The 25711-nt window shown below is 52.7% G+C and carries 27 protein-coding genes and 1 pseudogene; 5 read left to right on the top strand and 23 right to left on the bottom strand.

The window, feature by feature from the left end:
• Positions 1-48 precede the first annotated feature (48 nt).
• The 5 genes from AC0MA3_RS09960 to AC0MA3_RS09980 form a co-directional block, all read right to left on the bottom strand.
• Positions 49-762: an HAD family hydrolase gene (locus tag AC0MA3_RS09960; protein ID WP_474656043.1), complete on the bottom strand. Its 714-nt coding sequence runs from the start codon at positions 760-762 to the stop codon at positions 49-51.
• A 2-nt stretch (positions 763-764) separates the two neighbouring features.
• Positions 765-1244, bottom strand: coding sequence for an N-acetyltransferase family protein (locus AC0MA3_RS09965; protein ID WP_474656044.1), 480 nt, complete (start codon positions 1242-1244; stop codon positions 765-767).
• A 39-nt stretch (positions 1245-1283) separates the two neighbouring features.
• Positions 1284-1790: a metallophosphoesterase family protein gene (locus AC0MA3_RS09970; RefSeq protein ID WP_379155249.1), complete on the bottom strand. Its 507-nt coding sequence runs from the start codon at positions 1788-1790 to the stop codon at positions 1284-1286.
• Between the two features lie 125 nt (positions 1791-1915).
• On the bottom strand, positions 1916-3106 hold the full coding sequence (locus AC0MA3_RS09975; RefSeq protein WP_474656045.1) for an anti-sigma factor: 1191 nt from the start codon (positions 3104-3106) through the stop codon (positions 1916-1918).
• Entirely contained in the window at positions 3099-3602 is a 504-nt protein-coding gene (locus AC0MA3_RS09980) for a sigma-70 family RNA polymerase sigma factor (protein WP_379155242.1), read from the bottom strand. Before AC0MA3_RS09980 ends, AC0MA3_RS09975 begins: the two co-directional genes overlap by 8 nt.
• Before the next feature lie 462 nt (positions 3603-4064).
• Here AC0MA3_RS09980 and AC0MA3_RS09985 point away from each other — a divergent pair, with 462 nt between their 5' ends.
• On the top strand, positions 4065-4409 hold the full coding sequence (locus AC0MA3_RS09985) for a PH domain-containing protein (RefSeq protein ID WP_474656046.1): 345 nt from the start codon (positions 4065-4067) through the stop codon (positions 4407-4409).
• A 238-nt stretch (positions 4410-4647) separates the two neighbouring features.
• Here the strand turns inward: AC0MA3_RS09985 and AC0MA3_RS09990 are convergent, their stop codons facing one another.
• The 6 genes and pseudogenes from AC0MA3_RS09990 to AC0MA3_RS10015 form a co-directional block, all read right to left on the bottom strand.
• Complete coding sequence (locus tag AC0MA3_RS09990; protein WP_474656047.1) at positions 4648-5586, bottom strand: phosphotransferase; 939 nt, start codon at positions 5584-5586, stop codon at positions 4648-4650.
• Between the two features lie 121 nt (positions 5587-5707).
• Positions 5708-5824: pseudogene (locus tag AC0MA3_RS09995) on the bottom strand (DUF2441 domain-containing protein); the annotation flags it as partial.
• Between the two features lie 90 nt (positions 5825-5914).
• Positions 5915-7201: an ATP-binding protein gene (locus AC0MA3_RS10000; protein WP_474656048.1), complete on the bottom strand. Its 1287-nt coding sequence runs from the start codon at positions 7199-7201 to the stop codon at positions 5915-5917.
• A gap of 2 nt (positions 7202-7203) precedes the next feature.
• Positions 7204-8655, bottom strand: coding sequence for an RtcB family protein (locus AC0MA3_RS10005; protein WP_474656049.1), 1452 nt, complete (start codon positions 8653-8655; stop codon positions 7204-7206).
• 19 nt (positions 8656-8674) lie between these two features.
• Positions 8675-8923 (bottom strand): hypothetical protein, encoded by a 249-nt coding sequence (locus tag AC0MA3_RS10010; RefSeq protein ID WP_474656050.1) that lies wholly within the window; start codon positions 8921-8923, stop codon positions 8675-8677.
• A gap of 87 nt (positions 8924-9010) precedes the next feature.
• Positions 9011-9271, bottom strand: a complete 261-nt coding sequence (locus tag AC0MA3_RS10015; RefSeq protein WP_379155222.1) for a YqkE family protein — start codon at positions 9269-9271, stop codon at positions 9011-9013.
• Between the two features lie 212 nt (positions 9272-9483).
• Here AC0MA3_RS10015 and AC0MA3_RS10020 point away from each other — a divergent pair, with 212 nt between their 5' ends.
• A complete protein-coding gene (locus AC0MA3_RS10020; RefSeq protein ID WP_379155219.1) occupies positions 9484-9828 on the top strand; it encodes a winged helix-turn-helix transcriptional regulator in 345 nt (114 codons plus the stop codon).
• Between the two features lie 45 nt (positions 9829-9873).
• Here the strand turns inward: AC0MA3_RS10020 and AC0MA3_RS10025 are convergent, their stop codons facing one another.
• On the bottom strand, positions 9874-10377 hold the full coding sequence (locus AC0MA3_RS10025; RefSeq protein WP_474656051.1) for an N-acetyltransferase family protein: 504 nt from the start codon (positions 10375-10377) through the stop codon (positions 9874-9876).
• Positions 10378-10413: 36 nt separating this feature from the next.
• On the bottom strand, positions 10414-11259 hold the full coding sequence (locus tag AC0MA3_RS10030; RefSeq protein WP_379155204.1) for an SDR family oxidoreductase: 846 nt from the start codon (positions 11257-11259) through the stop codon (positions 10414-10416).
• Between the two features lie 168 nt (positions 11260-11427).
• On the opposite strand from AC0MA3_RS10030, the gene AC0MA3_RS10035 reads away from it, so the two are divergent.
• Together AC0MA3_RS10035 and AC0MA3_RS10040 are read left to right on the top strand one after the other, a co-directional pair.
• Positions 11428-12159, top strand: a complete 732-nt coding sequence (locus tag AC0MA3_RS10035; RefSeq protein WP_474656052.1) for an MBL fold metallo-hydrolase — start codon at positions 11428-11430, stop codon at positions 12157-12159.
• A gap of 86 nt (positions 12160-12245) precedes the next feature.
• Positions 12246-13340, top strand: a complete 1095-nt coding sequence (locus AC0MA3_RS10040) for a M24 family metallopeptidase (RefSeq protein ID WP_474656053.1) — start codon at positions 12246-12248, stop codon at positions 13338-13340.
• A gap of 164 nt (positions 13341-13504) precedes the next feature.
• Here the strand turns inward: AC0MA3_RS10040 and AC0MA3_RS10045 are convergent, their stop codons facing one another.
• Complete coding sequence (locus tag AC0MA3_RS10045; RefSeq protein ID WP_379155195.1) at positions 13505-14230, bottom strand: queuosine precursor transporter; 726 nt, start codon at positions 14228-14230, stop codon at positions 13505-13507.
• Between the two features lie 385 nt (positions 14231-14615).
• Between AC0MA3_RS10045 and AC0MA3_RS10050 the strand changes: the two genes are divergently transcribed.
• A complete protein-coding gene (locus tag AC0MA3_RS10050) occupies positions 14616-16304 on the top strand; it encodes a methyl-accepting chemotaxis protein (protein ID WP_474656054.1) in 1689 nt (562 codons plus the stop codon).
• Between the two features lie 144 nt (positions 16305-16448).
• Here AC0MA3_RS10050 and AC0MA3_RS10055 read toward each other — a convergent pair whose 3' ends face one another.
• The 9 genes from AC0MA3_RS10055 to AC0MA3_RS10095 form a co-directional block, all read right to left on the bottom strand.
• Entirely contained in the window at positions 16449-16775 is a 327-nt protein-coding gene (locus AC0MA3_RS10055) for a YnfA family protein (RefSeq protein ID WP_474656055.1), read from the bottom strand.
• Between the two features lie 2 nt (positions 16776-16777).
• A complete protein-coding gene (locus AC0MA3_RS10060) occupies positions 16778-18385 on the bottom strand; it encodes a cobyric acid synthase (RefSeq protein WP_474656056.1) in 1608 nt (535 codons plus the stop codon).
• 117 nt (positions 18386-18502) lie between these two features.
• On the bottom strand, positions 18503-19309 hold the full coding sequence (gene cobS / locus AC0MA3_RS10065) for an adenosylcobinamide-GDP ribazoletransferase (protein ID WP_474656057.1): 807 nt from the start codon (positions 19307-19309) through the stop codon (positions 18503-18505).
• Complete coding sequence (cobU, locus tag AC0MA3_RS10070; RefSeq protein ID WP_474656058.1) at positions 19306-19854, bottom strand: bifunctional adenosylcobinamide kinase/adenosylcobinamide-phosphate guanylyltransferase; 549 nt, start codon at positions 19852-19854, stop codon at positions 19306-19308. Before cobU ends, cobS begins: the two co-directional genes overlap by 4 nt.
• Entirely contained in the window at positions 19851-20912 is a 1062-nt protein-coding gene (cobT, locus tag AC0MA3_RS10075) for a nicotinate-nucleotide--dimethylbenzimidazole phosphoribosyltransferase (protein ID WP_474656059.1), read from the bottom strand. Before cobT ends, cobU begins: the two co-directional genes overlap by 4 nt.
• Positions 20913-21063: 151 nt before the next feature.
• Entirely contained in the window at positions 21064-22269 is a 1206-nt protein-coding gene (locus AC0MA3_RS10080) for an aminotransferase class I/II-fold pyridoxal phosphate-dependent enzyme (RefSeq protein ID WP_474656060.1), read from the bottom strand.
• A 2-nt stretch (positions 22270-22271) separates the two neighbouring features.
• Positions 22272-23225 carry a D-alanine--D-alanine ligase gene (locus AC0MA3_RS10085; protein ID WP_474656061.1) on the bottom strand — a complete coding sequence of 318 codons (954 nt, stop codon included), beginning with the start codon at positions 23223-23225 and terminating at the stop codon, positions 22272-22274.
• A 15-nt stretch (positions 23226-23240) separates the two neighbouring features.
• Positions 23241-24701 (bottom strand): MocR-like pyridoxine biosynthesis transcription factor PdxR, encoded by a 1461-nt coding sequence (gene pdxR, locus AC0MA3_RS10090; RefSeq protein ID WP_474656062.1) that lies wholly within the window; start codon positions 24699-24701, stop codon positions 23241-23243.
• 341 nt (positions 24702-25042) lie between these two features.
• Positions 25043-25705: a histidine phosphatase family protein gene (locus tag AC0MA3_RS10095; protein WP_474656063.1), complete on the bottom strand. Its 663-nt coding sequence runs from the start codon at positions 25703-25705 to the stop codon at positions 25043-25045.
• Positions 25706-25711 lie beyond the last annotated feature (6 nt).

Here is a 25711-nt window from a genome sequence, read left to right on the forward strand (position 1 = left end):
GCCTTGGCTCGGCCGCTTTTTTGCTGCGCATAGGATAAAGGCTTGGGTTCAAATTAGAGGAAGCTCATTGAATTCCTGGTAACTGGTAAAAATATAACTTGGCTTATGCTCCGTTCCCGGCTGACGGCCACGGGGATTGTACCAGCACACCTTCCAGCCTGCCGCAAGCGCACCAACCACATCATTATCCCACGCATCTCCGACGTAGAGCGACTGCTCAGCCGTTGTCCCCGTTACCCGGTTCACATGGGCAAAGATTGCCGGGTCCGGCTTAGCCAGTCCAACCGCATCTGAGATAAAGATCATATTTTCAGGGATTAGCTTGTCTACGCCCAGTCCGCGCAGCTTGCTCATCTGATGGTCCTGCGGACCGTTCGTTATAATGCCTACCTTATGCCCCATGGAAATAAAACGCTGAAGCTGCTCAGCCACGCCCTCTATCATCTCAATGCTGTACTGACGGCCGATATAGGCTGCCTGCACTTTTTCCGCCTGATCGTGATCGAGCTCTATGCCATATTCCTTAAAAGCCAGCTCCAGCCGCCGCACCCGCGTCTCTTCCAGGGCAAGCTCTCCCCGCAAATACTTCGGCCACAGCAAGTCGCTGTGGTGCCTTACCTTGTAGAATAGATCTGTATAATTCAGATGACTCTCATCCGGCTTCAGCACCTCGCGCACAGCTTCCCGGAAGGGCACCAGATGATCGTAAAGTGTATCATCCAGATCAAAAAATATAGCCAGTTTCTCATTGCTCTTATCCATTTTTACGCTCCCTGCTCTTGTGAAAAAAATAAATGATACGTAATAAATTCATCATCCCGGATGTAGCCGTGCGCCTCATATAGACGCTGTGCTCCGGTATTTTGCTTCATCGTGCTTAATTCCAGACCTTTAGCGCCTGTGCTCCTAGCAAAATTCTCTACAGCCTTCAGCAGCATAGAGCCTAACCCGTTGCCGCGCTGCTCTGCTGTGACAAACAGATCATTCAGAATCCATACCCGCTGCATGGTTACCGACGAAAAGGACGGATACAGCTGCGCGAAGCCTGCTGCCTTCTTGGATGCACCTTGACCTGCTGATGCCATGAACAGGACCGATTCCCCATTTGCAAGTCTTGCCTCCAGGAACCGGCGGGCTCCTTCCAGATCAGCGGGCTGGCCATAGTAGACGCGGTAATCGTCAAACAACGGAGCTATCAGCTCCAAATCCGGCGTCCCCGCTTGTTCCAAATGATAGTTCTCCATAATATGGTCCCGCTTTCCGGCCGTTTCCGCCAACTGTTCTTAATCTCTTGAATCATAGAAAATATGACGTGCACTGATCTTGCCCGCTTCAATATCAAGTAAACCAAAAGAATACTGCTTCTCCCGCCGCTTGTCCGTAGGTGAACCTGGATTGAACAGTAGAATATCACCCTCCTGCCGCAAGAGCGGCTGGTGCGAATGACCGAATAGAATGCAATCCACCTGCTCACCTTCAAAAGCAAGCAGCGCATTGCCGTCGGTTCCCTTACGCGAATAGGGCGCATGTCCATGAATCATCCCGATCCGCTTGTCTTCCAGTGTCACGATCTTGCGCTCCCCGAACCGCCGAATGATCTCCGCTCCGTCGTTGTTGCCGGCAATCCCCTCCACGGGGGCCAGCTCTGCCAGAAGATCATAGATCTCCAGCGACACCCAATCCCCCAGATGGAGAATCATATCCACCTTGCTGAATTCCTCCATTAGCACGGATGGCAGCCCTTTGGCTCTGCTTGAGAGATGCGTATCCGATACCACTCCTATCTTCATCTGCTTCAGCTCCTAATCAGCGAAACCTAATTTTCAGATAATTGTACGATTTGCAGGGGGGAGAAGCAAGTAAAGCAGTTACAGGGAGATTATCACAAAGCGTTAAACCGCCCTATATCAACGGTTCAGTTCCCGCGGTCCCGCCAATTCCACAGGCGTACTTCCCCAATTCGAATATTGCTGACCCAGGGCTCCTCCTTCAGCTTCAACAGCTCCTTCACCGGTCCGGTGACAACAGCTCCGTAGAGCAGAACTCCGTGCTCCTGCAGATACTTAAGCGATCCATCCACTTGGATCATTGGGGCTGCCTTGCGGGCGAGCGATTTATGCTGCTGCAGAAGCTGCAGCGTCTTGATAAAGTTCTCTTCCCGCAGTTTGCCGTCCCCGTAGGCTTCAACGGACGGATACGCCACACTCCTGGAGCTCATGCTTCTGAACCAGCCCGTCTTTTTCTTGGATTCCTGCACAACCTTCGCATCAGACTCATGCCATATGGGCATGTAAGGGAACCCGAGTGGGGTTGTGGCAACCGTGCCTCCGGACAATGGGCCGATATCGGCGGCAAACCACACGGGCAGCAGGTTCAGCGGTTCAAACTTTTTCAGCAGCTCATCTGTCGGGTACAATTGATCACAAGACAAGTAGGCTTCGGCCACAGTGCCTTCGGGAAGCTTTTGCAGCTTCGTCCACTCTGCACGATCATCCACTCCGCTGCCGGAGCCCGCTGCCTTATCCGGGTAATAGAAATAAGTATTCCCGGCGTTCCTCATATCCGTCCAATTCATCATACCTGGACCGGACAATCCGAAGAGATAGTTCTGCGTATATTCTCCGGCATCCACCAGTTCTCCTCCGATTTGCTTCTGCAGTCTTCCGGTTAACTCCATTCTGAAAAAGTACTTGGCGTTTGCGCTGAGGTTTACTGCCGTATTGGGCCGTGAGACGGCTATAGCGGAGGACACAACGTCTCGATAGATGTCCGTCCGGTCACCTGAGTTATAGAATAGTGCAGTAATTATGGTACTGATGATCGTAAAAGCCAGAAGTGCCGCGAGCACGGTAATCGTATTTACAATCCGTGCCTTCCATTTACCCCGGCGGATTATTTTTTTGGCCTTACCTGGCGGCGGAGCTGACTGAGGGAAATGGGTTTCTTTTCGCCACCCGGGGGACTGATCCTCATGCTCCATTTGCTCCTCCAGATAGACCTGATAAGCCTCCAGCTTCTCCAGCTCCTGTTCCACTTCTTGGCGGTCAGCTTCCGGCAGCTTACCTTCACTGTATCTCCGCAGCTTCTCTTTGAAGTCCTCACTCATCGCCGTTCCTCCTCCACTCTAATTCTCTCAGCTTTTGTCTGGCGCGGAATACGAGTATTTTGTATTGGGACAGTCCGATCGCCATGATCCCTGCAGCTTCTAGATAAGACATTCCATACACTTCATGCAGCAAAAGCGCGTGACGTTGCCTCTCCGGAAGGCAATCTATCGACAATGCTACTTCCTCCAGACGTTCCTGTCGCAGGAGCGTTCCCTCCGTAGTCTCCGGGTGGGCCAGCTTGTTGAAATAATCGGCATCTATGCTTATACTCCTCTTCGCCTTACGGGTATCATCCACAAAAGCATTGTATGCAACACGGAACAACCAGGGCTTGACCTTGTCTTCCGGGCAGTTCTCCAGGTAAAGATAGGCACGGTAAAAGGTCTCCTGCATCAGGTCCTCGGCAAGGTGATGATCATGGCAAAGGGAGCGCAAGTAGATGTATATATCCTGAATATAGATCTGATACAGCTCATCCAGTGAATTTGGCTCCATCCCCTCCCCCCTTACCCTATCCACGTATGAATTCGCCAAAAGTTACATCTTAGCCTCTATATTAGGAAAAATAAGGATAGAATTAGACTGGCTTCCCATATAAAAAACAGCGGCAGTCTTAGACTGAAAATAAGCCCTGGACTGTCACTGTTTTATTGGATTAACGCACCCATTGGCGCAGTACATCTTCTGTCGATTAATAAAAAAGACGTACAGGTTAGCCCAAAATACAAACAAAGCGGACTATATATCCATGTATAATTTCTCCTTTAGCTGTTCCCTAAATCGTCAAAAGGAAAATGCAGGATTTGTCGACTGGTGGAGAATATCAAAAGAGTACAAACAACAGTACAGGAGAATTACAATCATGAGGGAAATAATGGCTAATTTGTTTGGCGGTTGATGGGTAATTATTCGGAGGTTAGCATTCCCGAATTAATGAACCAATAGGGCGGTTATCTGATGCCACAGGAAGAAATACGGATGGGCTTAAAGCTGATCCGCGACGCTTTTATTATTACGGATGACAGATTGATTCTGATTGACCACCAGGGCGTTACTGGGAAGAAGACCCGTGTATCTTCGATCCACCTCAGCTCCATTTTTGAAGTCACTATGGAGACGGGAGGCACCGGCTTCGATGATTGCGAAGTTACCCTTCACTACATAACCTCACCTTATCACAAATCCAACAATCTACAGACCGCATTCTATAAATTTGAATTTGGCAAGAAATTCAACGTCCAGCCGTTGTATACCGCATTGGTCAGTATTTCCAATGACAATTACAAGCGCCTGAATTCCTAGTCTGTAACGTATTTATTCATGCACCAAATAAAGGGCTCTACATTTTAGTATGCATACTAATATGTGGAACCCTTTATGTCTTACTATCGTTTTCCGCTAGCTTAACCAAACGACGAACCTTAATCATCGCTTGTTTCTACACAAGAATCCCAAACAAGTGAACTGCAAACACAATAATACTAAGAATCAATATGACTCTCCCACCCTATAACACAAAGAAGTTCCATAGCGCAATTAGCTAATCCATAATAATGTCTACTACTTGTTTCGCGAATGCAGCATAGGATTCAATCAGATCAGGACTTCGATCAATAGCCCACCTGAGGTTATCGAAAGCCCTTAATAACAGATAATGCCTTATGTCAGAAAGGTCTTTTTCACTTATTCCGTACCCGTCTATAAACGCGTTGAATTCTTCAACATTTGGGCTTTCTTCTAGCCCTAGGATCTGGTAATGCATCAATTGAGCAACAGTTGCATGTGGTACCACGCTTACTTTCGCATTCCAATCCAGCAATATTACTTGGTTTGCCTGATTGACAATCGTATTCTTTAAAGAGATATCTCCATGGTTTAAGCCGAAACGGAACGATTCACTCTTAAAATCTTCAAACAGTTCTTTTATTCTCCGCGATTCCATCTGGGTGATTACTCCAAGCTCTATCAAGCGGTCATGTTCAGTCAGACTATTGATATTATGCTGCACATAACCTTGCCAACTACCGTCTGATCCAGCATGAGATGGTGACTGAAACTCACCATGGACTGGATCAATCAGATTTTCCCCATATCCTTTCACTTGAATAGTATGAATAAGTTTGGCATATTCTCCAAGTTTTCTCCAAACTTTAGTCTTGGGTACGGTACTATCTAACCCGTTGTCCCCCTCAACAAAGGCTTGAATCATATATGCGGTATCATCAACTATACCAATGGACAACACCTCAGGTCCCGGAATGCCAACTGCGGCTGCTTGCTCGATACACCATTTTTCTTTAATATAGCTTGGAAATGTATCTTTATCGTTCATACGGACAACAACTTTATGAATCTCTGATTCGACTATGCAAACCTGATTGATGATGCCTTTACCTGTGATCTGATAGGCAGCTTTCACTTGTTCCTGAAGAAAATCGCCTGCAATTCGAGCTGCCTGTATAACTAATGAGTCTTTCATTGTTATTTTCATCCCTCTCAAAAGCCGTGCTTCGAATAGTTTACCACACACTTTTTTAGGAAATACGTATAGAACTTAACTATCCTACCCGTTTAAAGAAAAAGCAACCGGTCGTTTAAGCGGCCTGTTCGATTTTACGGGAGAAAGGAATTCCATCTTCCTTTGGTAAAATATTACCGTCACCTTTAAAAATATTCCTAATAACCCGAAGTTTAACGATCTGTAAAACTTTGCGATGCTCTCAATCTATAGCAAAAAAAAGGAAGCCCTCCGGCTCCCCCTGTAGCACTATAGCTCATCTATAAATACTACTAAAATAATTCCAGCCTCAATAAAATCCGATCGTCGACGATGCGTCCTTCATCCACTCCCGTTTGCGGCCTTTGTCGAGCTCGCCGCGCATCCCGCGGACTAGGGCCTCGACGTCGGCCCGCCCGTTCTCGTGCCATTCCAGCGCGGCGCTGACATACAGCTCGCCGAGCTGGGTCAGGGAGAAATCTGACGTCAAGCGCGCTGCGGCGGCCACGCCCTCTTCACCTGCAAACGCCGTGAAGCCGCGCAGCTTCAGATACTCCAGCCGCAGCTCCTCATCCGGCATCTTGATCTCGTAGGCCCGGTCGAAGCGTCCGGCGCGGTTCATGAGTCCAGGGTCTATTTTCTCCGGATAGTTGGTGGTCCCAATCAGAAAAATCCCTTCCTTGGAGGTAGCCCCGTCCAGCGTATTGAGGAAAAAGGACCGGACCTCCTGCGGCATGGAATCGATGTCCTCGATCACCAGCACCATCGGCGCCAGCCGGGCTGCCGCTTCGAACACCTCATTCACCGATTCGCTGCTGGTATATTCGGTAATCTGCCAATAGACGACCGGACCGGGCACGCTTCCGGCAATGGATTTGACCAGTGTGGTCTTCCCATTCCCCGGGTGTCCGTAGAGCAGAATCCCTCTTTTGTAGGGAATGTCGTAAGTGACATAAAAACTGCGGTCCGAATCAAAAAACTGGTCCAGCGAACGGTAAATTTCTTTTTTGATTCCCGCTGCAAGCACTACATCCTCACGCCCTACAGAACGTGTAATGGGTTCATCTTCACGGAATATCCCGTTGCGTCTGTCGGTGAATACCGTCACCTTATTAATGTTCTGCTCCCGCTGCCGCTTGCGCACATTGCCGAGAAATAACTGCAGCTGCCCGTCGGAGGCGGCAAATACATAATCCTGGAAGTTGATGCCGTTCTCCTGAAATACCGGAACCCGTGCAAGGGCTACCCCCATATCGGGATACGCCAGCACGTTATTGCGAATCGACAAGTGAATGCTATATTCCGGCTGCTCCTTGTCATCGTCATATACAAACGTCCGGTCCTCCAGACGGTCAAAAATCCTTGCCACATGCTCCACGCCGGGATGGCCGCTCTGCACATCATTCTCCAGCAGTTTCCAATATTCACTATTAGGATCGTCACTGGCGTACAGCTCATAACGGACACCATACCGGGTGTGCAGAGCTTCAAGAATGCCATCCACCAGGCGGGCGTAAACATCGTAGCCCTTGATCATACCAGTGTTATTCTCATCGTATTTGTAGATTACAGTATGTTTCCTGTTCTCCTTCTCCATGTTTACTTGGTCCCCTTTATCGCTGCGAGCGGCTTGCATTTGGCCACAACAGTAGCCAGGCCGGCGCCCGTAACGCTCTCTATAATCTCATCTACATTCTTATAGGCTTGAGGTGATTCGTCAATGATAGATTCCAGGGAATGCTGATTGACCACAATCTCATCCTCTTGACCTACCCTCATCGACTTGGAAAAATCACGGACCGACACCAGCCGCTTCGTTGCCGAACGTGAGCGGATACGCCCGGCGCCATGACAGATGGAATAATAATTTTCTTCCCCTCCCGGCTGGCCGACCATGATATAAGATGCCGTACCCATAGAACCTGGAATCAGCGCCGGATGACCGGTAGCTGTATAAGGCCGGGGATTATCCGGGTGTCCAGCCGGCAGTGCACGGGTTGCCCCTTTGCGGTGTACGAACTTAGCCCCCGAAGCAGTCTGCTCCTCCCAGGCATAATTGTGCATCAGATCGTAAAGAGTCCGCAGCTCACATTTGGGGCCGAACACATCGCGGAACCCTTCGCGGACCGCGTAGGCGATCAGATGGCGGTTCACCACCGCATAGTTCAGTGCCGAGTACATCAGTTGGACATAGCGCTGTGCTTGCGGATGTGCAAGCGGAGCATAGATCAGGCGCGGATCGGCGCTGCCCAGCCCCAGCTGGCCCATCACCTTGGTGAAAGCCGGTATGCAGAATTGGTTGACGATACCTCCCCAGGCCCGGGAGCCGGAGTGAATCATTACGACAATCTGCCCGTCGTGCAGTCCCCAAGCCTCAGCCAATTCTTGCTGCTCCTCTGCGACTTCAATCGCCTGAATCTCTACAAAATGGTTGCCCCCGCCCAGAGTTCCAAGCTGGCGGTGCCCCCGGTGCCAAGCCATGTCTGGAAGCTCATTCAGAATCTCCTCATCAAAAGTGAGCTTGCTGATCTCCACATGCGACAATGCGCTCGACTTCTTCGGGGTATAGCTGTCCGGTACATACTTGTTGGGCAGGCCGTGCAGCCCTTTGCGGACAATGTTCTCCAGCCGGATATCGCTGTAAGTCCCCCGCTGCTGCTGCTCCATCGGCAAATATTTCTCAATAGCACGCACCAGCTTCCGGCGCAGCTTCACTTCCCGGAGATCATCCTTATGCAGTGTGGTCAGATGGACGCGCATGCCGCAACCGATATCGCTGCCCACAATGGAGGGAGACACATATCCTTCAGCAGCATCCCATACCGCCGTAGTCCCGATGCAGGTTCCGACGCCTACATGCACATCCGGGGTGTAGCTCATGTATTCGATATTAGGAATTTGCAGATTGTTGTTCGCCATCTCCAGCACCTTGTAATCCAGTGTGGCAAACAGCTGCTCGCTGGCATATACCTTAAGATCCCCACCTGGCAGTGCAAGCTCGTGCTTATAGCAGGGGACATAGCCGCCCGCTTGTTCTTCGTTCATATTCATAATAGTTGTTCAATTCCCTTCAAAGTGTAAGCTGTAAATGTGTGGAGTGAATAAAATGGGTACGCAAAAAGAGCCGCAGATCATCGTTCTGATCCACGGCTCTTCGCAGAGTTACCGTACATAACACCCAGTTAAGGTTCATAACAGCATGCCAGTCACACCTGTTCTGCACGAAATTCAGCAGGACAGGCGGATGCACATCATGTTTCCCGGACGGGGCCGATGAGATCAGATCTTCCATATGCGGTTGTAAGCTGTGTACTTCCAATCATGTCTCAACGACCTCCCTTCAATTTGATAAACCCAATATATACGGACGTTCCGCTCCGTGTCAACCCTTTTACTGGAAAAACGTTTATTTGAATTTGTGCCAATCCTGGCTGCTGTTCTCCAGCAAATGGGCAAAATCATTCTCCAGACGCTTCTGCTCCGCCTTGCGCTGGTCCTCCACCGCCTTGCGGGCAGCCTCTTTTTTGTCGTTCTCTTCAGCCTTGAGTGCATCGCCCTGCGCCTTCAGCTTCTCCAGCACATCACTGCTCAGCAGATCCTTCAGGGTTGCCGGACCCTCCGAAGCGGCGGGGCGCGGCGTATGGATTGGTTTTTTCTTTTTAGCCACTGTCAATCATCCTTTCAGGGACGGTCTGTATCTAAAATGAGCCTAAATCTTACTTATCGGGGCTTTAAAGGCGGTCGCTAACGCTCCTACAGTTCCAAACTTCTCCTCCGTTACTTCAGCCCTTTTGTCAGGATAAAGGTCATATTATATACTTCAAATTTGTTTTAGTTAAAGTTCTTTTCGTTTATAATGTTAATGAAGAGGTGAGCCTTATGAAATCTACAGACTTGTGTCCACGGTTACAAAAAAGCATGGATATCATCGGCAGACGTTGGACGGGCTTAATCATCTATCAGCTTCTGCAGGGACCCCAGCGGTTCAGTGTAATCGAAGCCTCCCTGCCGGTCAGCGGCCGGCTGCTCTCCGAACGGCTCAAGGAACTTGAACAGGAGGGGATTGTCCTTCGTGAAGTATTTCCTGAGACCCCTGTCCGAATCCAGTACTCTTTGACGGATAAAGGACGCGGATTGGAATCGGTGATTCGTGATCTTCAGCAGTGGTCGGATTCATGGATTACCGCCGAAGAGTGCCAGCCTGAGCCCTTCCGCCCGAATTAAGCTTAGGGAACGGTACGACGGACCCAAGAAGTGATTCCCCATAGATTACAGCTTGCGGCCGATAATCACCAGATCACGCAGAATGCCATCCATTTCGGCAACACCTGGCAGCAGGCCCCACTGTTCAAATCCAAATTTCCGCAGCAGCGACAGGCTTGGCTCATTATGGCCAAAGACAAAGCCGACCAGATTCTGCAGGCCAAGACGCGGGCATTCCTCCAGTGCCTTGGCCAGCAGCAGGCTTCCTGCCCCTGTGCCGCGGAATTTTTCATTTACATAGACACTGATCTCCGCTGTGCCATTATAGGCTGGACGGCCGTAAAAAGACTGGAAGCTGAACCAGGCAGCGATTTCTCCGTCTTTTTTGAGAACCCAAAGCGGCCTGTGATGGCTGTTATGTTCATCAAACCACTTCTCTCTTTCCGCTACACTCACCGGCTCCAAATCAGCAGTTACCATCCTTCCTGCAACCGTTGAGTTATAAATATCTACGATAGCCGGCAAATCCCCGGCCACCGCATCTTCGATACTGTAATTCTGCGCTGTCATTGATCCATTCCTCCTGCAAATATATGAATTTCAAAGTTATGGTGCCAGCCCGGTCTGATCCAGACTCCACTGCCACAATTGCGCTGCCGCTGCAGCATCCCGCCCTCGAGGTGACAAGTCCTGAATCCTGCGCCGGTAGTAATACTCCCCGGTCACTTCCCGCAGCTCCGGTGCCGTGGCCAGCCAAATGGCTGTATCTGCCCCCTGCTCCGGCGTCAAAAAGAAGTGGGACAGCAGCTTCAGAACCGAGCGCCCAAAGCCTGTCTCCCGGTTCACCCCGATGCTTGTTCCAACCGCCCCCGGATGCACGGCATTTATCGTAACTCTTGTACCCTGCAGCCGCGAAGCCAGTTCACGTGTGAACAGAATATTGGCCAGCTTCGAGCGGGCGTAAGCCTTCGCCGGATTAAAGCCGTGCGAAAGAGTATGATCATCCAGGTAAAGTCGGCCGATCTTGTAGGCTCCTGAGGCAACTACCACAATCCGTCCCTGTTCCGCCGCAGTCAGCGGCTCCAGCAGCAGATGGGTCAGCAGAAAGTGGCCCAGATGGTTCACGCCCAAATCCAGTTCGTACCCGTCTGCCGTGAGCTGCCTCTTTATCGTAACGACTCCTGCGTTATTGATCAGCACATCAAGCACGGGATAGGTAGCCGTGAATTCATCTACAAAAGCACGGATGCTCTCGAACGAGGCCAGATCGCACAGCATCAGCCTGATATTGCCGGACCCGCTTTGCCGCTTGGCCTCCGCAAGCGCCTCTTCTCCCCGCTTGCGGCTGCGGCAGGCCATAATGACTGCTGCTCCCCGCCGGGCCATTTCAATCGATGTTGCCAGTCCCATTCCGGAGTTGCCTCCGGTGACCAGCACCGTCTTCCCTAACATGAGCAAGTCCCCCTTTCCTCACACAACCTGGCTGGCTGCACGAATCTGGCCTTTTCAAAATACATGATTTAAGATTATGTTACCTCATATCAGGGGATGAAGAAAAGCTCTGCGGCATTATATTCCTACATGGAGGTGAGATCCGGGTATCCTGCTCCCGGAGCAGCTATGAATATTAGTCCAAAGATTATCGTGTTGAACGTACCAATGATATCGCCCATCATGGGACCGACCATGATTTATCCGGTGCTGCTGAAGGATGAGGACGGACTCACACTGATCGATACCGGCATGTTCGGTCAGTCAGATGCTCTCTTACAGGCCATCGAGAACTCGGGAGAGCCGCTCTCAAACCTCAAACGGATTATCCTGACCCATCAGGATATTGACCATATCGGTAATCTTCCGCTGCTGGCCGCGAAGCTTCCCGGTATCCAATTGTTTGCCCATCCGGGGGATCTACCGGTTATCAATGGCAGCCAGCCGATGCTGAAAATGACACCGCAGCGCATTGCCCAGATGCCTCCTGCGTTCCAGGAGCAGATGAACCTGTTTCTGGAACAGCTGACGCAGCTCAGCAGTATTACCGAGCTGCATGACGGACAGCAACTCCCTTGGGGCGGTGGTATCGAGATTATTCACACGCCCGGACATACGCCGGGACATATCAGCCTTTATGTACCGGGAGAGGAGCTTCTGCTCGCAGCCGATGAACTGCGTGTAGTGGACGGACAATTGGCCGGGCCTGCCGAATCCGCCACACCGGATATGCCGCTCGCGCTGCGCAGCCTGCGCAAGCTTGAGGGGCGGAAGATCCGCTCGGTCCTTTGCTATCATGGCGGGCTGTACGAAGGCAGCCCGCAAGAGCTAATTGACACACTGGCTGGAACGCATGAATAGTTAGTACTGTACGTGCACCCCGGAAGGTTATGATCTATAATAAGAACGTTGATTTTTAACGTGAAGCCGAGAGGGGAACCAATGAAATGAATAAGTCTCTAACCACTTTGGAGCAGGGAATGGCTGGCGGGGGCCTGGATGCGCTGCTCGTCACCGATCCGAAGCATGTGTACTATTTGACCGGATTTGCCAGCAATCCGCATGAGCGTTTTCTGGGACTGCTGCTGATCCGTGGCGAGGAGCCGGTGCTCATCGTTCCAGCACTTGATGCCGAAGCAGCAACAGCTGCCTCTTCAGTGACCAAGATTCTGACACACAGCGACACGGACAATCCGTATGAGCTGTTGAAATCATGTTTTGCAGGCTCCACACCCGGAACGCTGGGCATCGAGAAGGAGCACTTTACCGTGAGCCGTTATGAACAGCTGACAGAAGCGGTTCCTGCGGATGCGTTCTTTGATATCGGCCCTATCCTGCGGTCCATGCGTGCGAAGAAAACCCCGGAAGAAGTCAGCCGCATGAAGCATGCCGCTGAGCTGGTCGAAGAGGTGCTCCGCCAAGGCCTAACCCATGTCAAAGCCGGAGTCAGCGAAATTGAGCTGGTGGCCGAGCTGGACTATCTGATGAAAAAGGTCGGCGCTTCCGGCCCTTCCTTCGATACGATGGTCCTCTCCGGTCCGAACACTGCCCTGCCTCATGGTGTGCCTGGCAGCCGGGTCATTCAACCGGGCGACTTCCTGATGTTCGACCTCGGTGTATACGCCGCAGGTTATGCCTCCGATATCACCCGCACCTATGCCATTGAAGAGGCGAATCCCAAGCTGGTCGAAATCTACAACACGGTTCTGGCTGCCAATGAAGCCGGTATTGCCGCTTCCCGGGCCGGAGCAACCTTCGGTTCGGTGGACCGCGCGGCTCGTGAAGTAATTGAAGCCGCAGGCTACGGCGAGTATTTCATGCACCGGGTCGGACATGGCCTTGGGATGGACACGCATGAATACCCTTCACTGCACGGCTTGAATGGGGATTTCATCGACATCGGCAATGTCTTCACCGTAGAGCCGGGTATTTATGTGGCGGGTCTGGGAGGCGTACGGATTGAAGATGATGTCTGGATTACACCAGAAGGCCCTAAGACCCTGACAACGATGCCAAAAGAACTGACAGTGCTGCATTTATAAGCAGCGTCTCAGACTGGTAGCGGTCTCTGCGTACCGTGTTCCAACTTTCGATAGTGAACAGAAGCAATCCAAAAAGCAGCAGATCTGCTCCGGAAGGAGCTGATCTGCTGCTTTTTATTTATGCGATAAGGCACCTGCTGGCGCGCTAATTCCTGCACAAGACTTCAGGAAGCGCTGCGTGAATCTTCGGCCTTAAGGGCAGGCAACTCGTCCTCGGCAAATTTGAAAGAACGGGCGATGTACAGAATTGGTGTTCCTGCACCGGTAAGCAGGAATTTCACGACATACGTAGTCAGCAGAATCTCTAGCCATACCCTCAGGTCATAGGTCCCAGCAAATGCGATGGTGCAGAATATCAGCGTATCGACAAAAGAGCTGACCATCGTACTGCCATTAGAGCGGACCCAAAGCTGTCTCGAGCTGCTGTAGTACTTCCGAATCCACGCATACAACCGGACATCGAGAAACTGGCTGATAAAATAAGCCGTTAGACTCCCCGCCGCAAGACGCGGCATCAGACCAAATATGATCTCAAGCGAAGGTTGGGCGATATCTGTTTCCTGAGGCTCGAAGAACAGCACCATCTGCATGATCACAGTAGTCATGAGCAGTGTGAAAAAGCCAAACCATACCGCATTTCGCGCCTCGGCACGTCCATATTTCTCATTCAGCAGATCGCTGGTCATGTAGAGCGTGACATACATGGTGTTGCCCAGAGTCATCACAATATCGAACGGCATGGCAATCGTCTTGGCGACTTGAATGTTAGCGATCACCGTGGCAATGCCTACCCAAGCATACAGCCCTTTTTTGCCAAAGAGCCTGTAACAAAGCAGATAAAAAGCAAAATTGACAACTACGAACAATATTCCCCACAACAAATTAAACATGAATCTATTATTCCTCCTAGTTTTGGTTACGCGGGATGGTTACGAACCGCGGCATTCTATTTTTGAGAACAAATTATTACTTTACCACAACCAAAGCTAACATGCTATGAAATATTATATTTTCGAAAACGTGAGTTGAAATCTTTATTTTTGCTATACAGCTAAAATATTCGATAAAAATACATAAAATTTCTGAAATTTTTTCAGCGTTTAGCAAATTTTCACTATTCAACCTGAGGTTAATTCTATAGAATAGTTATCAATCACATTCCCGGAAATGATAGCTTCATATATGACCTATACCAACGGAATATATTGCTGCTTGCATTGCCCAAAGCATTGGCATGGGATAGAAAGTGTAATTGAAGGAAAAGGAGCGAATGAAATGTTTCAATTCAAAAAGTCAATTGGCCGTAGATTTACGCTTTTACTGTTCATTGTTCTGTTGCTGTCGTCTGCTCTATTAAGTACCAGTTATTATTTCATATCTATCAATACCTTTGACAGTTATGTGATCCCGCAAATCGACAAAATTCTAACCAGTTCAGCGCAGGATATCTATAAGAATATGAATGCGGCACATGCCCAGCAGACCCTGAACAAAAACGAGCAATCCAAGACAACGATCGAGTTTTATTTTCAGGATAAACGCAAACAGCATGATCTTGAAACGATCTATCTCATCGATTTGAAGGAAGGCAAAGCTACCGTACTCACTGCGGATCACGGAGCGAAGCTGCAGCCAAATGAGAGCATCAAGGTACAACCCGCCATGGAGCAGGCTGCCAAGGGAAAAGCTAGTCTCAGTGAAATTTATAGTGATAGCCACGGAATACATAAGACTGCGTATGTCGGAGTTCCCGGCACTACGATGGTCATCGGAGCAAGTTCGGATGTTGCCTTTGTCCAGGAAAAAATGAACAGTATCCTCTGGATCAGTGCAGGGATCACTTTGGGTGTGCTGATCGTGGGTGTAGGCGCTGCACTGCTTATGACCCGCAGAATCACACGTCCGATCACACAGCTTGCGGCCTACAGCAATAAGCTGGCCGGCGGTGATTTCACCCAGCAGCTCGAGATCAAAGGCAGCGATGAAGTAGGCCAGCTAGCCGAGAGCTTCCGGACCATGAGCGAGAGACTGAAAGAGATGATTGGACATGTACTGGATACCTCGGGCGTTGTGGTCGCAGATTCCAACGATCTGAAGGAACGTACCGACGTCCTGAACGGGATGGCTGAGCAATCTTCCCTGTCTGTTGTGGAAATCGGCAAGGGCAGCACTGCCATAGCGAGCAGCGCGCTGGATAATTCCCGGGCGATGGATGAGATTAATATCGGCATCCAGCATATTGCTTCAGCTGCCGGCGAGGTTACCGAACAGATCATAGAAGCTTCCGATAAAGCTACGGGCGGCAACGACATCGCCCAAAGCGCGGTAGAGCAAATGCGCCACGTGGCCGAAGCTTCGGCGAAGTCACTGGAGCAGTTCCATAGCATGAATGAGCGCTCGATGCAGATCGGTGAAGTCGTCCAGGGAATTACGGAGATCACGAAGCAGATTCAAATGCTCTCGCTGAATGCTTCCATTGAAGCTGCACGGGCGGGCGAGCATGGCCGCGGTTTTGCGGTGGTTGCCGGAGAAGTCCGCAAGCTGTCTGAGCAATCCAAGGAATCGAATGAACAAATCCGTGAGTTCCTGCTTAGCTTGCAGGAGGACATGAACCGGTCGGTGGAAGAAATGAATCAGGTGAACGCAGAGGTCGCTTCCGGTGTAGGCAAAGTGTCTGAAGCCGGAGATGCCTTTAGCCACTTGTTGATTCTCATTCAGAGCATCAACCAGAGCATTCAGTCTGTATCAGCCGCTACCCAGCAAATTTCGGCAGGCACCGAGGAGGTTAGCGCCTCCGTGGAAGAAACGGCTCAGATTACTTCCAAATCGCAGCAAAATGCGGACACGCTTGCCGTGAACTCCGAACGCCAGCGGCAGGAGCTTGAAGTTCATGCACAGACTGTAGAACATTTATACCAGCAGGCCGTGAAGCTGCAGGAAGCGGTACAACAGTTCAAGATTTAGTTAGGCAAGAATGATGTGTATCTCTGCAAAAGCATACAGCAACGGGTGCCGTTCTATGATGGAACGGCACCCGTTGCTGTTTGTGTTACTGCATTTGTGAAAATTATGCATTGGAAGGTGGTGCGGTACCCCAGTCCCTTCCCCTCAATGCCTTGGCGCCCAGAGAATGACAGCCACTCCGATGACACAAATAGAGGCACCGATCCAGTCGTAGAGATCCGGTGTTTTTTTGTCCACCAGCCAGCCCCACAGTACGGCCAGCACGATGAAGACTCCGCCATAGGCGGCATAGACTCTGCCGAAGGACGGAAACTTCTGCAGGGTAGGAATAATCCCGTAAGCAACGAGAATCAGTGCTCCAACCCCTCCATACCAGAGCGGGCGCGATTCGCGCAGCCACAGCCAGACCAGATAACCGCCGCCAATCTCGGCCAGACCAGCAATGATAAAGAGCAGAACCGCTATGACCATGGTTACCTCCCTTGTTGAGTTAATCCCATGATCTCATAGACGGCAGCCATGTCAAGATTCGCACGCACGTTATCCGCCAGCCGGTCAAACTCCTGTTCCCGCAGCGCTGCTGCCGAGAAGGTCCGCGCAAGCGGTGCAAGCCCTTTGGCGAGTCTCAGACCATCAAGCCAGGCTCTGCGCAAGCCGTCATTGTGGAACAATCCGTGCAGATAGGTACCCCAGATCCGGCCATCCGGCGTTCCCCATCCTTCGGACTGTGTACTACCTTCCGCTCCCTTTAGTTGAAAAAGGCTTCTAATCGAGGAGGGGTCAATGTTCGTAGTGGTTCCCATATGAATTTCATATCCCTCAATGGAGAGTTCCGGTACCGTTCCGGGAGGCATTCCGCCCAAGAGCAGAGGATGGTTCTTGCTTATCACGCCGCTCGCACGGACCGTAGTCTTCTGCTGGAGAAAGGAGGTGGACAGCGGTAAAAGCCCAAGCCCTTCCCTTTCACCTGGCTCTGCACTTTCGACCGCATGCGGGTCATACAGCTTCATCCCCAGCATCTGATACCCTCCGCAGATCCCGGCAAGCTGCCGGGTCCCATGGTTCAGAGCGGCTGCGATAGCTGCCGGGAAACCCTGTTCCCGCAGATAATCCAGATCGGCACCTGTGTTCTTGGTCCCCGGCAGGATGATGACATCCGGTGTGCCCAGCTCATCAGCGGCTGTCACATAACGCACAGCCGTATCCGGCTCGTCCTCCAGGGGATCAAAATCAGTGAAGTTGGAGATTCTCGGGTAGCGGATAATGGCGATATCCAGCTCCTGACCCTGTGTTGCCCGCAACCGTCCCGACGTTCCTTCTAGAACTACGGAATCTTCCGCTTCGATCCGCAGATGCGGAAGATAGGGCAGCACACCCAGAACTGGTATACCTGTACGATGCTCCAGCCAATCGAGTCCGGGCTGCAGCAGGGACAAGTCACCACGGAATTTATTGATGATGAAGCCTTTGACACGGGCCCGCTCATGCGGCTCCAGCAGCTCCAGGGTGCCGACCAGAAAAGCAAATACACCGCCCCTGTCAATATCGGCAACCAGCAGCACCGGCGCATCCGCCCAGCCTGCGAGATTCATATTGACGATGTCTCTCGCCTTCAGGTTAATCTCAGCCGGACTGCCCGCGCCTTCCATCAACACGACATCATAAGAATCCCGCAGCCTTCCAAGCGCATCCATCACCGTACTCTTAGCTTCCGGCAGGAATTTCTCCCGGTATTCGCGTGCGCTCAGCGCTGTATGCGGCACCCCGTGCACTACAATCTGCGCACTCATCTCGCCGGAGGGCTTCAGCAGAATCGGATTCATATCTGTGGTCGCAGTTATGCCGAATGCTTCAGCCTGCATGCCCTGGGCACGGCCAATTTCCTTGCCGTCCACAGTGACGTAGGAATTCAATGCCATATTCTGCGATTTGAAAGGCGCTACCCGGTACCCGTCCCGGGTCATTATCCGTCCAATCGCGGCGGTAACCAGGCTCTTCCCGACATCCGATGCTGTTCCCTGAATCATCAGCACAGCCGCAGGCTGGGGCTTCATTTGTATTGGTTCTGCTTGATCTTCCATGCCAAGCCTCCTTGCTTGCTATTGGTCTGCTGCCGGAGTCCTGGCGAAGCAGTCATTCTTACTCAAGATAGGCCGGCACATGGGCCGGCTCTGATAAACACTATAAGGTGCGTTGCGTTACAAGTTATGCTGCAGCAACACCAGCAGAAGCAGGAGCAGCGCCTCCAGCAGTTCGTTCAGCGCGCCGTACACGTCGCCGGTGAGCCCGCCGAGCCGGCTGCTGATCCGCCGCGCGGCAAGCGTGCCGCCGGCCAGCGCCAGGGCCGGCGCCAGGATGGCCGCTGCCAGCAGCTGCGGCCAGGCGCTGTCCTCGCCCAGCGCCAGCGGCGCGGCGGCTGCGGCCAGCGAGAGCAGCATCGCCAGCAGCAGCGTGCGCCGCTCCTGCCGGGCAGGCAGCCCGCCAAAGCTGGCGGCCAGCCCTTCATTGCCGCGGGCGAGCGGGTAGCGGGCCATAGCCCGCACCATGTACCAGCGGCTCCAGACCGGCGGCAGCAGGAGTAGCGGCAGCTCCGCCCAGGAGCTGTCTTCGAGGAATGCCGCCAATAGCGAGGCCTTCAGCAGCAGAAGCAGCACGCAGGCCAGCACCCCCATGGCCCCCACGCGGCTGTCCTTCATAATCTCCAGCATCCGCTCACGCGTCCGGTAGCTGAGCAGCGCATCAGCGCTGTCCATCCAGCCGTCCAGATGCAGGCCGCCGGTCAGTCCCACCCACAGGATGAGGGTGATCACGGCGGCCGGCCAGGCAGGCAGCAGCCAGGCCGCGACTCCTGCACCCAGAGCTGCGCTCAGCCCGATGGCAGCACCAACCAGCGGGTAATAGACCACACTTCGCTGCAGCAGGTCCCGGGAGAAATCCCCGCTACTCTTGACCGGGAACCGCGAAAGAAACTGAAAGGCAGCGGCAGCATCTCCCCGCGCACTCATAACAGATACTCCCTGCTCTTCAGCTCTATTGGAATGCCAGCGGTAACCAGAAAGACCTGCTCGCTGCTCCGGGCCAGCAGCGCATTCATTCGTCCGGCCAGATCACGATACAGCCGGCCAAGCGCATATTCCGGCACAATGCCGTCACCCACCTCGTTGGTAACCAGCACCAGCGTCCCCTGAAAGGACGATACACTGTACTCCAAGCGGGCAATTTCCATCTCCACCCGCTCCTGTCTATCCGCCTGATCCTCTACAGACAACAATACATTAGAGAGCCATAGGGTCAGGCAATCCACAAGCACCGCTTTTCCGCCAGAGAGACGGTCAAGAAGTGCTGGCAGAGCATACGGCTCCTCCAGCGTCTCCCAGGCGCTGCCATCCGCTTCGCGAAGCTTGCGGTGCCGGTCAATCCGTAGCTTCATTTCCTCATCGAAGGCTTGTCCGGTCGCCACATATACGGCCTGCTCTGCCAGAGAGAGCGTCAGCCGTTCGGCGAAGCCGCTTTTTCCGCTCCGCGCTCCCCCGGTTACTAGGATGCTCATTTCCCCTCAGCCCCGGATACTCCGGCGCTCTCAAAGGTAGCCATCTCAGTCATGATCCGGCTGACCGCGTCAATCAGGTGAAGGCTGAGCACGCCTCCTGTTCCTTCGCCCAGACGAAGCCCCAGATCCAGTAATGCTTCCAGCCCCAGGCGCTCCAGCATCAGCTTGTGGCCCTGTTCGTTCGACACATGGGAAGCAATCATATACCCTGTGGATTCAGGCGCAATGGCCTTCGCCACGAGTGCAGCGGCTCCGGAGATGAATCCGTCAAGAATAACCGGTACCCGCAGGGAAGCGGCTCCGAGAATGAGACCGGCCAGACCGGCAATTTCGAGCCCGCCTACCTTGGCAAGCACATCCAGCGGATCTGCCGGGTTCGGAGAATTCACACGAAGTGCACGTGCCACGACATCAATTTTGTGCAGCAGCCGTTCATTATCAATTCCGGTTCCGCGGCCAACAGCAACCTCCGGCGGGATCCCCTCCAGGGCGCACAGGATAGCGGCACTGGCCGTTGTATTGCCGATGCCCATCTCACCAGTGATAAAAATCTCCGTTCCATTCTCTACCGCTTCCCGGGCCACATTCACACCGACAAGTACAGCCTGAAGGGCCTCTTCCCGGCTCATAGCCGGTCCCGCTGCCATGTTGTCCGTTCCCGGCCGCACTTTGCGGTTGATCAGTTCCGGATGCTCAAGCTCGGCATTGATGCCGATATCCACGAACTGCACGCTTGCCCCCGCCTGGCGGGCCAGGACATTGACCGCCGCCCCGCCGGTGAGAAAATTGTAGGCCATCTGCACTGTAACTTCCTGCGGAAAAGCACTGATCCCTTCGCAGCAGACGCCGTGGTCAGCAGCCATTACAACAACGGTTCGCGTGCCGTAACTGGGCTGCGCCTTCTTCGAGATGCCGGCTAGCCGGATCGCCAGCACTTCCAGGCGGCCTAGGCTTCCCGGCGGCTTGGTCAGACTGTTTAGGCGAAGTTCTGCATCCAGTTCGGCTTGTACATCCGGCGGAGCAATCCGTCCGGTAACTTCTTCAATTGCTGATATCATCATTTAGCCTCCTGTTTGTTCCTGCATGAATAGTAGAAGGGCCCCCTTCTCTGAAGAAGAGGGCCCTCTGCTGCGGATCGCCAGCTATTTCGTCACTATTACTCCCTATTTCTTCCTTATGGATTATAGGGGATAGAGATTAATCTTACAATTACATTTTTACCTTCATAAAGCCTTCCATCCGTTCGAGCGCTTCGGTCAGCTTCGCCGTGGAAGCCGCATAGGAACAGCGGAGATGACCTTCACCACCCTTGCCGAATACTTGTCCCGGCACAGCTGCAACCCCTGCTTCCTGCAGCAGACGAAGCGCAAAATCCTCTGAGTTCATTCCGGTATGCTTAATAGAAGGAAAGGCATAGAAAGCCCCTTGCGGCTCATGGCAATGCAGCCCGATGGATCTGAGTCCTTCAACAAACAGCGTACGGCGCTGCCGGAAGCATTCTTTCATTTTATTCTTGTCCGGCAATCCATGGCGCAGCGATTCTATCGCAGCAATCTGGCCCAGCACGGGTGCGCACATCGCCGTATACTGATGAATTTTCAACATTGCAGACAATAGTTCCCGGTTCCCGCAGGCATAACCGACCCGCCATCCGGTCATGGCAAAGGCCTTGGAGAAGCCGCTGATTACGATTGTCCGCTCTTTCATGCCGGGAAGCGAGGCAATACTGACATGATTGCTGTCATAGGTCAGTTCGGCATAGATTTCATCCGAGAGCACGATCAGATTATGGGATTTTACGATTTCTGCAATCGGTATCCAATCTTCATAAGACATGACCGCTCCCGTGGGATTGTTCGGGAAGTTCACCATCAGCAGCTTGGAGCGTGGAGTGATGGCTTTGCGCAGCGCTTCGGCAGTAAGCTTGAAGCCCTGCTCCGCAGTAGCCTCAGCCTCCACCAGCGTTCCCCCGTTCAAATAGGCGATCGGTGAATAAGCAATATAACTGGGCGAAGGAATGATCACCTCATCGCCCGGAGCCGTGAAGGCACGCAGCGCCAAATCGAGGGCTTCACTGCTGCCTACCGTTACCAGCACCTCCTCCAGAGGCTCATATGACAGTCCGAAGCTCTCCTGCTGGTAGCGGGCAATCTCCTCCCTCAGCTCAGGCAGTCCGGCATTCGGGGTATAACCCGTCTCCCCGCGCTCCAGGGCACGGATACAGGCCGCTCTGATATGCTCAGGGGTAGCAAAGTCAGGTTCGCCCACACCCAGTGATATAATATCGTTGTTACCCGCACTCAGGTCAAAAAAAGCACGGATACCCGAAGGCGCTATCTCCCGTACACGCGGAGCAATCCGCTCACTTAGCAGGGTGCTGAGATTCTGTTGCTGAAACGGTTTGTAATTAACCATAGTTAACAGCCCCCTGCCGTTTCTGATACCGCCACCGCAGCCTCTAACCCACGCCGTTCTGCAAGCGAACCCGTGATAATCTCATCCAGCAGCCCGCTGAAGGTATAACCGGCAGCCAGCGCACTTCTTGGCAGCAAGCTTGTTTCGGTCATGCCCGGCAGTGTGTTTACCTCAAGCACATAAGGAATCCCGTCTTTTATCAGCATATCCACCCGCGCATATACCGTGCACTTCAGTGCCTGATAGCAGGTCAAAGCCGCTGCATGCACCCGTTCTTCCAGCTCTGCAGGCAGCTGAATCACCCGCTCCTCCGCACCGCCCAGTTCATATTTGGCACTGTAATCGAACCAGTCTGCTCCAAGCGAACGGATGCCGATGATAGGCAGCAGCTTTCCTCCGAGAATGGGACAGGTGATCTCCTGGCCTTCAGTATATTCCTCGATCAGCACCGAACGGTCGGCGGCAAAAGCCTTCTCCACCGCGCTTCGCAGCTCTGCACTGCTGTTCACCTTCGTCATGCCGATGCTGGAGCCGCCTGAATTCGGTTTTACCATCACAGGGTATCCGAGATGCTGGACAGCTTCCGGCACTAAATCCTCCATACGGTCCAGGCAAATCCAGGAGGGGGTATGCACACCTTGGCTGCGGAGTATGGTCTTGGATAGCGCTTTATCCATGCACAGGCTGCTGGACAGCACACCGCTGCCGGAATAGGGAATGCCCAGCGTTTCCAGCGTCCCTTGCACAGTTCCGTCCTCGCCGTAGGCACCATGGAGAGCAAGCAGCGCAAAATCCAGCCCTTTTACCGCATCCACCAGCTCTTCCCGCGAAGTAATAACAACCGGGACGCCTTCATATTTACTGCGGTCCAAGTGTTTCAGCATTTCTCTGCCGGTATTCAGCGACACCTCATATTCTGAGGATACCCCGCCCATAATTACGCCTACTTTTTTCATTCCCATAACCCCTCTTCATCCCAGTAGTTGCCGTGCTATGCTGCCAATGATCTGAGTGCCCTTCCGGATATCCGCATCAGCCACCCTAGAGAACCCCAGCCGCAGCGTATTCTGCCCTTGCCCATCCGTATAGAACCTGTCTCCCGCCGTAAAAATAACCCCCTGCTCCCGGCACGCCGCCAGCAGCGCTCTCGTGCTGAACCCTTCAGCAAACGTAATAAAAAGATGCAAGCCCCCATCCCCGGTGAGTGACGCATACGGAATATATTCTTGACAGCAGGCCAGGGTCAGCTCGTATTTGCGTTTATATTCCGCTCTCGCTCGTTTCAGGTATTTCTCCAGATTGCCGCCCAGCAGATACTGATACAGAATCGATTGATCTAGTGTCGAGGTATGAATGGTGCGCGCTCTTTTGACACTTTCCAGGTAATAAATCAGCTCCTGATCCGCAAGCACCCAGCCTACCCGCAGTCCAGGGAAAAGCACTTTGGAGAAGCTCCCCAGATAGATCACGCTATTCCCGCCGCCCGCTGCTGCGATCAGAGGCGCCACATGGGAACCCGAATATCTCAACTCCTCGTTGAAGCCATCCTCAATCACCGGCACCTTATACTCCGCCATCAGCTTCATCAGCCGCTGTCTTTTTTCGGGAGACATGACGATGCCCGTTGGATTATGGTAGGAGGGCACAAAATACGCACAATCATACTCACGTGCCTCCAGCGCCCGTCTCAGTTCACCCAGATGGATGCCGTCCCGCTCCATAGGCACACCCGCAATCTCGAAACCATGCAGCTTCATGTTCTTAATCGCCGTGTGATGCGTCGGATTCTCGCAGAGCACCGCCCCAGCCTTGCGGCCGAGCGCAGACAATACGATATCAAACCCTTCCGTAAATCCGTTCGTAATCAGAATGTCTTTGCCCTGCGTATTTACACCCTTGTGCTCCATATATTGCCGCAAATAATCTATTAAAGGCTTATACCCCTTGGCATAACCATAATTCAGCAAAACATTGCCTTCCACCGCCATACGCTCCATGAACGCCCGCTTCACATTTTCCAGATCGAACAGGCTCTCATCGGGCGCGATGCTGGTAAAAGAAATCGTACCCTTCGCCGCGCGTATCCCGCGCTTCATAATATCCAGTTCCTCGGCCAGCCTGGCCTGGCTGCTCAGCCGCTCTTTCCAGTCCACCGTCCAGGCCGAATCCCCGGGACTTCCGGCTTGCTCAGCTGCAGCTTGTGATACATAACTTCCCTGGCCCTGCACCGCGTAGGTGAAGCCGTCATCCGCAAGTGCCTCATAGGCGGAAATAACGGAATTGCGGCTGACCCCCAGCAGTGTGCTGAGCTCGCGGGTGGACGGCAGCTTTTGGCCGCCCTGGAGGGCGCCTTTGAGAATCAGCTGCTTCATGTAATCCTTCACTTGAATATATACCGGCCGACCGGCAATGAGCTTGAAATTCTTGAACATGCTTCGATCGCCCCCATAACTATCATGGCACAGTCCCCGCCGTAAAAAAAGAACCACAGCCCGGGAATTTCTTCCCGCTGTGGTTCTTTGAGCGAATGGATAGGCTTTTGGAGCCGGATCTCTCCGGAGATTCTTCTGGAGACGGGATAAGCGTTTGGAAGCAGAAGACTTCCAGGATTCTCAGAGCGAATGGATAAGCGTTTTGGACCCAGAGCTCCAGGTAGTGTTAGGTGGTACATAAATCCGCAAACATTGCTCCTACAAAGCCAATCTAATTGGGCTCACCTTGTTCCACTCTGTTGGAAGCCAGATCATCGTTGCCTGGGTGGCAGCCGGATTGTTCACTTCGCGGGGACATCCCATTGTCCTCCCTGAAGCAGCAGTCTGACCGTAACCGGAGTGCCCGGCGGTGGTGCCGCCGTGTCACGGAAGCTACTCCCAGCTATAGTGCTTGCCAGCAATTGGCGGATCACACCGCCGTGGGTTACAATCAGCACCCGCATAGACCCGGGATGCCCGCTGTTCCCCAGGACTGAAGCCGCTGCCGCCGATTGCAACAGCCCAGACAGAAAATGCTCCACGCGTTCAGTGAATGCACTCCAGGACTCACCGCCCGGCGGGCTGACCGCCGCAGGGTCATCAATCCAGCTTCGATAGCGTGAATGATGCTGCAGTTGCTCATAGGTCTGCCCTTCCCAGTCGCCAAAGTTCATCTCACGCAGCCGTGAATCATAGCTGGCCGTTTGCATCAGCGCAGGGGCAATAAGCGCCAGAGTATCGCGGCATCTGCTCAAATCGCTGCAATATACACGCCAGAAGTTCCCGGCAAGTTGGGGCGGTTGCGGCAGTGCAGCCAGCTCAGTCTTCGCCTCCGGAAGCAAAGCAAGATCGGTGCTGCCCAGATAGCGGTGTTCCTTATTCCACAGAGTCTGTCCATGGCGCAAAAGCACAAGTTCGAGCTCTAATTCGTATTTACAGATCAATCCCGCTTGGTCACTTGCCATCACCGG

The sequence above is a fragment of the Paenibacillus sp. LS-5 genome (genome assembly GCF_056121505.1).

What these genes read in the sequence shown, in the direction of transcription:
- AC0MA3_RS09960 (WP_474656043.1), bottom strand. Translation starts at nt 762, where the DNA reads ATGGATAAGAGCAATGAGAAACTGGCTATATTTTTTGATCTGGATGAT.
- AC0MA3_RS09965 (WP_474656044.1), bottom strand. Translation starts at nt 1,244, where the DNA reads ATGGAGAACTATCATTTGGAACAAGCGGGGACGCCGGATTTGGAGCTG.
- AC0MA3_RS09970 (WP_379155249.1), bottom strand. Translation starts at nt 1,790, where the DNA reads ATGAAGATAGGAGTGGTATCGGATACGCATCTCTCAAGCAGAGCCAAA.
- AC0MA3_RS09975 (WP_474656045.1), bottom strand. Translation starts at nt 3,106, where the DNA reads ATGAGTGAGGACTTCAAAGAGAAGCTGCGGAGATACAGTGAAGGTAAG.
- AC0MA3_RS09980 (WP_379155242.1), bottom strand. Translation starts at nt 3,602, where the DNA reads ATGGAGCCAAATTCACTGGATGAGCTGTATCAGATCTATATTCAGGAT.
- AC0MA3_RS09985 (WP_474656046.1), top strand. Translation starts at nt 4,065, where the DNA reads ATGCCACAGGAAGAAATACGGATGGGCTTAAAGCTGATCCGCGACGCT.
- AC0MA3_RS09990 (WP_474656047.1), bottom strand. Translation starts at nt 5,586, where the DNA reads ATGAAAGACTCATTAGTTATACAGGCAGCTCGAATTGCAGGCGATTTT.
- AC0MA3_RS10000 (WP_474656048.1), bottom strand. Translation starts at nt 7,201, where the DNA reads ATGGAGAAGGAGAACAGGAAACATACTGTAATCTACAAATACGATGAG.
- AC0MA3_RS10005 (WP_474656049.1), bottom strand. Translation starts at nt 8,655, where the DNA reads ATGAATATGAACGAAGAACAAGCGGGCGGCTATGTCCCCTGCTATAAG.
- AC0MA3_RS10020 (WP_379155219.1), top strand. Translation starts at nt 9,484, where the DNA reads ATGAAATCTACAGACTTGTGTCCACGGTTACAAAAAAGCATGGATATC.
- AC0MA3_RS10025 (WP_474656051.1), bottom strand. Translation starts at nt 10,377, where the DNA reads ATGACAGCGCAGAATTACAGTATCGAAGATGCGGTGGCCGGGGATTTG.
- AC0MA3_RS10030 (WP_379155204.1), bottom strand. Translation starts at nt 11,259, where the DNA reads ATGTTAGGGAAGACGGTGCTGGTCACCGGAGGCAACTCCGGAATGGGA.
- AC0MA3_RS10035 (WP_474656052.1), top strand. Translation starts at nt 11,428, where the DNA reads ATGAATATTAGTCCAAAGATTATCGTGTTGAACGTACCAATGATATCG.
- AC0MA3_RS10040 (WP_474656053.1), top strand. Translation starts at nt 12,246, where the DNA reads ATGAATAAGTCTCTAACCACTTTGGAGCAGGGAATGGCTGGCGGGGGC.
- AC0MA3_RS10045 (WP_379155195.1), bottom strand. Translation starts at nt 14,230, where the DNA reads ATGTTTAATTTGTTGTGGGGAATATTGTTCGTAGTTGTCAATTTTGCT.
- AC0MA3_RS10050 (WP_474656054.1), top strand. Translation starts at nt 14,616, where the DNA reads ATGTTTCAATTCAAAAAGTCAATTGGCCGTAGATTTACGCTTTTACTG.
- AC0MA3_RS10055 (WP_474656055.1), bottom strand. Translation starts at nt 16,775, where the DNA reads ATGGTCATAGCGGTTCTGCTCTTTATCATTGCTGGTCTGGCCGAGATT.
- AC0MA3_RS10060 (WP_474656056.1), bottom strand. Translation starts at nt 18,385, where the DNA reads ATGGAAGATCAAGCAGAACCAATACAAATGAAGCCCCAGCCTGCGGCT.
- cobS (WP_474656057.1), bottom strand. Translation starts at nt 19,309, where the DNA reads ATGAGTGCGCGGGGAGATGCTGCCGCTGCCTTTCAGTTTCTTTCGCGG.
- cobU (WP_474656058.1), bottom strand. Translation starts at nt 19,854, where the DNA reads ATGAGCATCCTAGTAACCGGGGGAGCGCGGAGCGGAAAAAGCGGCTTC.
- cobT (WP_474656059.1), bottom strand. Translation starts at nt 20,912, where the DNA reads ATGATATCAGCAATTGAAGAAGTTACCGGACGGATTGCTCCGCCGGAT.
- AC0MA3_RS10080 (WP_474656060.1), bottom strand. Translation starts at nt 22,269, where the DNA reads ATGGTTAATTACAAACCGTTTCAGCAACAGAATCTCAGCACCCTGCTA.
- AC0MA3_RS10085 (WP_474656061.1), bottom strand. Translation starts at nt 23,225, where the DNA reads ATGAAAAAAGTAGGCGTAATTATGGGCGGGGTATCCTCAGAATATGAG.
- pdxR (WP_474656062.1), bottom strand. Translation starts at nt 24,701, where the DNA reads ATGTTCAAGAATTTCAAGCTCATTGCCGGTCGGCCGGTATATATTCAA.
- AC0MA3_RS10095 (WP_474656063.1), bottom strand. Translation starts at nt 25,705, where the DNA reads ATGGCAAGTGACCAAGCGGGATTGATCTGTAAATACGAATTAGAGCTC.